At 65.6% G+C, this 5,185-nt stretch carries 4 protein-coding genes; 2 read left to right on the plus strand and 2 right to left on the minus strand.

Annotation, left to right across the window (positions count from 1 at the left end; all coding sequences use genetic code 11):
- Positions 1–260: 260 nt before the first annotated feature.
- Positions 261–740 carry a tryptophan synthase subunit alpha gene (locus tag IEY89_RS39765; protein ID WP_189152392.1) on the minus strand — a complete coding sequence of 160 codons (480 nt, stop codon included), beginning with the start codon at positions 738–740 and terminating at the stop codon, positions 261–263.
- A gap of 405 nt (positions 741–1,145) precedes the next feature.
- Between IEY89_RS39765 and IEY89_RS39770 the strand changes: the two genes are divergently transcribed.
- Entirely contained in the window at positions 1,146–3,299 is a 2,154-nt protein-coding gene (locus tag IEY89_RS39770; RefSeq protein WP_189152393.1) for a hypothetical protein, read from the plus strand.
- A 348-nt stretch (positions 3,300–3,647) separates the two neighbouring features.
- On the opposite strand, the gene IEY89_RS39775 is transcribed toward IEY89_RS39770, so the two are convergent.
- Entirely contained in the window at positions 3,648–4,151 is a 504-nt protein-coding gene (locus IEY89_RS39775; RefSeq protein WP_189152394.1) for a hypothetical protein, read from the minus strand.
- 135 nt (positions 4,152–4,286) lie between these two features.
- Between IEY89_RS39775 and IEY89_RS39780 the strand changes: the two genes are divergently transcribed.
- Positions 4,287–5,057 carry a transposase gene (locus tag IEY89_RS39780; RefSeq protein WP_189152395.1) on the plus strand — a complete coding sequence of 257 codons (771 nt, stop codon included), beginning with the start codon at positions 4,287–4,289 and terminating at the stop codon, positions 5,055–5,057.
- Positions 5,058–5,185 lie beyond the last annotated feature (128 nt).

Here is a 5,185-nt window from a genome sequence, read left to right on the forward strand (position 1 = left end):
TACCCAACACCACCAACACGACCGCCGGATGATCGGCTACACCACGACAAGGGACACGACCGAGCGAATTCGCGTTCCGGGCTCCGTCACCGCATGTGCGTGTGACTTCGAGAGTGGCTTGATCGCGATAGCTCGCAGAACTCCATCCTCGTCGGCGGCGCCAATCGCGAAGATCTGTCCCGGGGGAGGTGCGTGATGACGGTGCCAGTCCTGGACGAATGCCGCAGCCTCACGGAAGCGAGCAGGCACCAGATGAAGGGTCATGCGGCACCGCCGACGGCGAGCGCAGCCGCGAACTCCTCGACCAGGGCCGCCGTTTGGTGGAGGCTATCTGCGCCACTGCGTAGAGAGCGGACGAGAGGTGAGCCGATCACGACGCCAGAAACGTCTACGCGCCCCACGATGGCGGAGGCAAGCTCAGGCGTGGAGACTCCCATGCCGGTCAGGATCGGGGTCGACGGAGCAAATTGCTGGACGGCTTGAACGAAAGCAGCGAGACCGTCCAGGTCAATCCCAGCCGAGTATCCCGTCTGCTGGCCAGTGGCCGCGGGCACATAGACGAACCCCGTTGCGGCTCGGCATATGTCGCCCAACTCGGCATACGACGCATCACGATTGGCGAGGAGCGGGGCGCTGATTCCGGCCTCCGCCGCTGCCGCCACCCACGCCTCAACGCGTTCCGGCGGAACGTCCGGCACGAAGCACCCCGCCGCACCGCCGGCGGCCAGCTCATCGGCCATTCGCTCAAGCTTATGAACCGTTCGGCTGTCTCAATGCCTCAGATGTCTCACCGTCCGCCCGGTCGCGCGTTCTACCGTGCACCCGGTGATGAGCGTCCAAGTGTCTCAGCGGCCACCGAAGAATGTTGCCGACCCGTGGACTCCCAGCCCCTGAACGAGCGGAAACGAACCTCGTCTTCCAGGTGATTCCCAGCGCTACGAGAAGGCCCTGTCTATGCGACCCCGGCCCCGGGGAGGTTCGTGCGGCTGGGTGCCCTCGCTCCTGCACGTAGGCGGTTGCGTTGGTGTCGGCGGTGCGCCTCCGGGCGATGGGTCACTCGTTGGGCTTGAGTGCCATCCATGTGGAGACGTCCCGTCCGAGCCCTCGCCTTGGTGGTATTCCTTCTGGCCACCACGATCGCGGCGGTGCCTGACGACACGGTCGCGGAGCAGACCTGTAAGGCGGCTAAGGCTCACCGGGAAGTGGGTTCTCTGGACCGGGCGAAGACGTTGTACGAGTCGGTGAAGGTGAGCGACGGCGACCAGCAGTGCGCGGTGGAGGGCCTCAAGCTGGTGGCCAAGGCGCGCCAGGACGCGGCGAAGCGCGTCACGGCCGGTCAGCTTCTGATCCGCTCCGGGAACCTCACGGGGGCTCGGAAAAAGTTCACCGAGGCCCTTGGTTTTGATGCGGCGAACGCCGCCGCGGAGGCCGGCATCGCGCGCGTCACGGACCTGAGCAGCCGCCCTTTGCCCACAGCGGTCTCGAACGGCGATCGCTTCTACAGGGACTGGGTGCTCCCTCTGGGACGCCTTGTGGGGCTCGCTGTGATCGGGTTGTTGGTCCTCTTTGTCCTCGCCAGCCTGTCCTCGCGCTGGCTGGTGAAGGTGGACGCGGTCGCCTGGCCGGTGTGGATCCGGCGCATCACCGGTAGCCTCGGCGCACTTCTGCTGCTCGCGGCAGCGGTCATGGCGCCGCTGTTCGCCATGTTCAGCCCCTTCACACCAACCTGGACGCAGTGCCGGATCGGAGCGCTGGTACTCGCGCTGGTCGGCTTGGGCGCAGCAGGTCTCGTGTTCGCGGGCGCACGCAGGAACACATGGGAGCGGTGGCGAGTGCTGCTCCTTGCCCTGGGCATCGTCACGGTGACCGGGATCCTTTTGGCACTGTTGGTCTCCAAGCCATCCAAGCCCATCTACGACGTACGGCTCATGTTCGTGTGCATCGCCCTCGCAGCGATCGGTGTGTTGCTGACGGCGGCGGCGTTCGGTCAGAACCTACGTCTCCAGGTCGAGGTCCAAGAGGCCGACGGAACGGTGAACGCCGCGTCCTCCGATTACCTGCTCGCCAGGATGAAGGGCCTCGGCACCGAGACCCCGCAGTCCCTGCACAAGAGCACGTCCACGCCGGGGAGCACACCGCTGAGTCAAATTCCTGTCGAGGAGCTCAGCGTCCTGCCCGCGGGTAAGGTCGTGGGAGCCCTGACACGCGTGCTCTTCGCGCTCAGACCCGATCGCACGTGGCGTGCCAGGGTCACCTTCGTGGACGACGACCGCCTCGCGGCCGCCCTCTTTCGCAATGGACGGCATGCCGCCAGCGCGGTATTCAGTCGGCCGGACCTATGGCTCCCCACGGACAACCAGAAGGACCCGGCCAAGGCACAGATGCTCACCTGTGCCGCCGCCTTCATCCTGACGCAGCTGAGCGAGGTGCACGAAGAGCTCCAGGACGGGCTGTATGGCGCCCGTCAGTGGAAAAGCGTCGCCCTGCAGGTGATCGCGAGCAGCAAGTCGCTGCTTGCCGATGACGAAAACCGAGTTGCCACCCGGGCGCGGCTCCTGGCCAAGGCTGTCGATACGGACCCCGGCAACGAGCTGGCGCGATTCGAGTACCTGTGGGTCGCGCACGAGCACACGCCCTACGAGGAGATGGACTTTCACGCGTTCGCCAGAGCCATCGACCACCAGTACGACCTTTCCCGGGTCAAGGAGGTCTTTGACGACCGAGAGGGATGGATGCCGCTGAAGATCCGGATCCTCTACAGCAGCGCGACCCAGTGGCTCAACGCCTGGATCGGCGGCGGCACGGATGCGGACCGCGCCGCGATGCTGACCAGTGCCCGAGACTCTGCGAAGGAACTCGACCGCCTGTGCGATACCGGCCAGGTCTCCTGGAAAAGCAAGGAGCTGCGGCGACTGCAAGCAGCGATGCACCCCCACGCCCGTGTTCTCGTGGCATGCCTTGACGCGGTACAGGACACCACCACGGCCGGCGGCCGGGCCGGGAACGCCACGGCACAGCACTCCCACGAGGATGGGCCCGCCTCGCCACGGCTGGCCTACGATCACGCCTGTCTGCACATGTTCACCGCGCAGCGCAGGAACCTGAAGGCCGACGCCCGCCGGCAGGAGTGGGAGTACGCGATCGAGGACCTTCGGCACGCCCTCGTCACCGAAAAAGACAAAAAGGACGCTCAAGGCGACCCGTGCTTCACGGAGCTCCGGTCGGACCGACGCTTCCAGGAACTGGTCGGTACGCAACCGACCGCAACCGCCGCCACGCCGCCAGACGGGAGCGCATAGCGCACCAGCGCAAACCCGGACGCACCTTGCTGCGTGAGACAAAAAAGTAGTCCACCCCGCACCAGCATGATCATGAGACATCCAGGAGGCAGGAACCTTAACAGCCGCACCTGGAACCTCATGTCACGCAGGGATCACTGCTGAGACAGCTGGACTTCCTTTGCATAATGCGGACCAAGAGATTGGATCGTCGTCCAATAGCTCATGACGACCACAGGCGTGTCACATCGAGCAGAGACGCGCCGCACCGTTTCCAGCGTGACTCTGATGCCATCACCAGCACGAAGAGCACAACTATTGACGGCGGTCAGTAGATACTCCCCGTAAGGCTTGTCCCGCAATGACCGCTCATAGCTCCGGGAACGGCGGGGTGTCGTCCATCATTTGCAACAACTTCCGAGCAGGTGTCGCTTCCTCTGGCCGTACGGAGGAGGCGACACCCTCGATGACTGACCGGCCTGCGTACACGGCTGTCCTTGCGGCTGCCTCCCAGCCGGTTTGCTGCCAGTAGCTCGCGTCGTGTGTGCGGTCCCGGGTCGCCGCAGCGGCGGAGTGCCACTGGTCGGTCCGGCAGATACTTCCTAGCAGGTCTAACAACTCGGCCGTGCAGGCCACGTGAGGGGACCCGGCCAGCTCGAGAAGGAACGGGACCGTGGGAGCTGTCGCCTCGCCAACGACGAACCCCAGCGAACAGATGGCATCGCCCAAGTCATCGATGGCGATGCGGGCTGTGTCCTCATCTCCATATGCGATCCGGGACAGGAGAGGGGGAATAGCGCCAGCCGCAGCCCCCGTCGCATCGCGCAGTTCTCCCCAGCGGACCCCGGAGACGCTCCTCAGTAGACTTCCCACGCACTGCTCCTCATCAGATTTTCGTATACCGGCCCGGCGGTGCTTTAAGCATGGTGCAGCTATGGGTGAGGCCCCGGCCAGGCGGTTCGTGACCGGCTGGTGCAACAGGCCCCGGCCTGGCGCGATGATCTTGCTGTGACTGGAGTGATCACTGCCTCGGCCCCGTCCTGGATAGCCCCGTTCACCGGGCTGAGCCCGCGCGGCTTCGGCAAGCTGGTGACCGCGCTGCGCCGTGAGGGGGCCGATGAGGTGCGGCGGGGTCGGCCGTGGGGGTTGCCGCTGGAGGATCGGGTGTTGCTGGTTACGGCTTACTGGCGCACGAACTTGACGCTGCGCCAGCTTGCCCCGCTCTTTGGGGTATCGAAGTCCGCGGCCGACCGCGTCATCAGACACCTCGGCCCCCTGCTCGCGCTCAGGCCGCGCAAGCGGTTCCGCAGGGACACTGTGCTCATCGTGGACGGAACCCTGGTCCCCACACGCGACCACACGGTGGCCGAGCAGTCGAAAAACTACCGATACTCCACGAATCACCAGGTCGTCATCGACGTCGACACCCGGCTCGTCGTGGTGGTCGGCCGGCCCGTGCCCGGCAACCGTAATGACTGCAAGGCATGGGACCTGTCCGGCGCGAAGGCCGCCGTCGGCAACACGATGGTGATCGCGGACGGCGGCTACCGGGGCACCGGTCTGGTCATCCCGCACCGTCGAGAACGCGGGCAGCACGAACTGCCCGCCTGGAAGGAGGAGCACAATGCCTCCCACCGCCAGGTCCGGGCCCGCGTCGAGCACGCCGTCGCCCGGATGAAAACCTGGAAGATCCTTCGCGACTGCCGATTGAAGGGCGACGGCGTACACCACGCGATGAGCGGCATCGCTCGCCTGCACAACCTCACCATCGCCGGATAGGCAAGCGGACCGAACACCGGCCGACCTCGCCCGCACCCGTCCGAAGATCCTTTACGGGACAAGCCTTAGCTTGACTCTGTCGGGGATCTTGGTGGCGCCGAGGTCAGCTGCCCAGGGTTCGCCAGGAT

Source organism: Streptomyces lacrimifluminis, assembly GCF_014646095.1.
Taxonomy (GTDB): Bacteria; Actinomycetota; Actinomycetes; order Streptomycetales; family Streptomycetaceae; genus Streptomyces; species Streptomyces lacrimifluminis.

Excerpts from the sequence above, each read along its gene's own strand:
- IEY89_RS39765 (WP_189152392.1), bottom strand. The coding sequence starts at position 740 with ATGGCCGATGAGCTGGCCGCCGGCGGTGCGGCGGGGTGCTTCGTGCCG.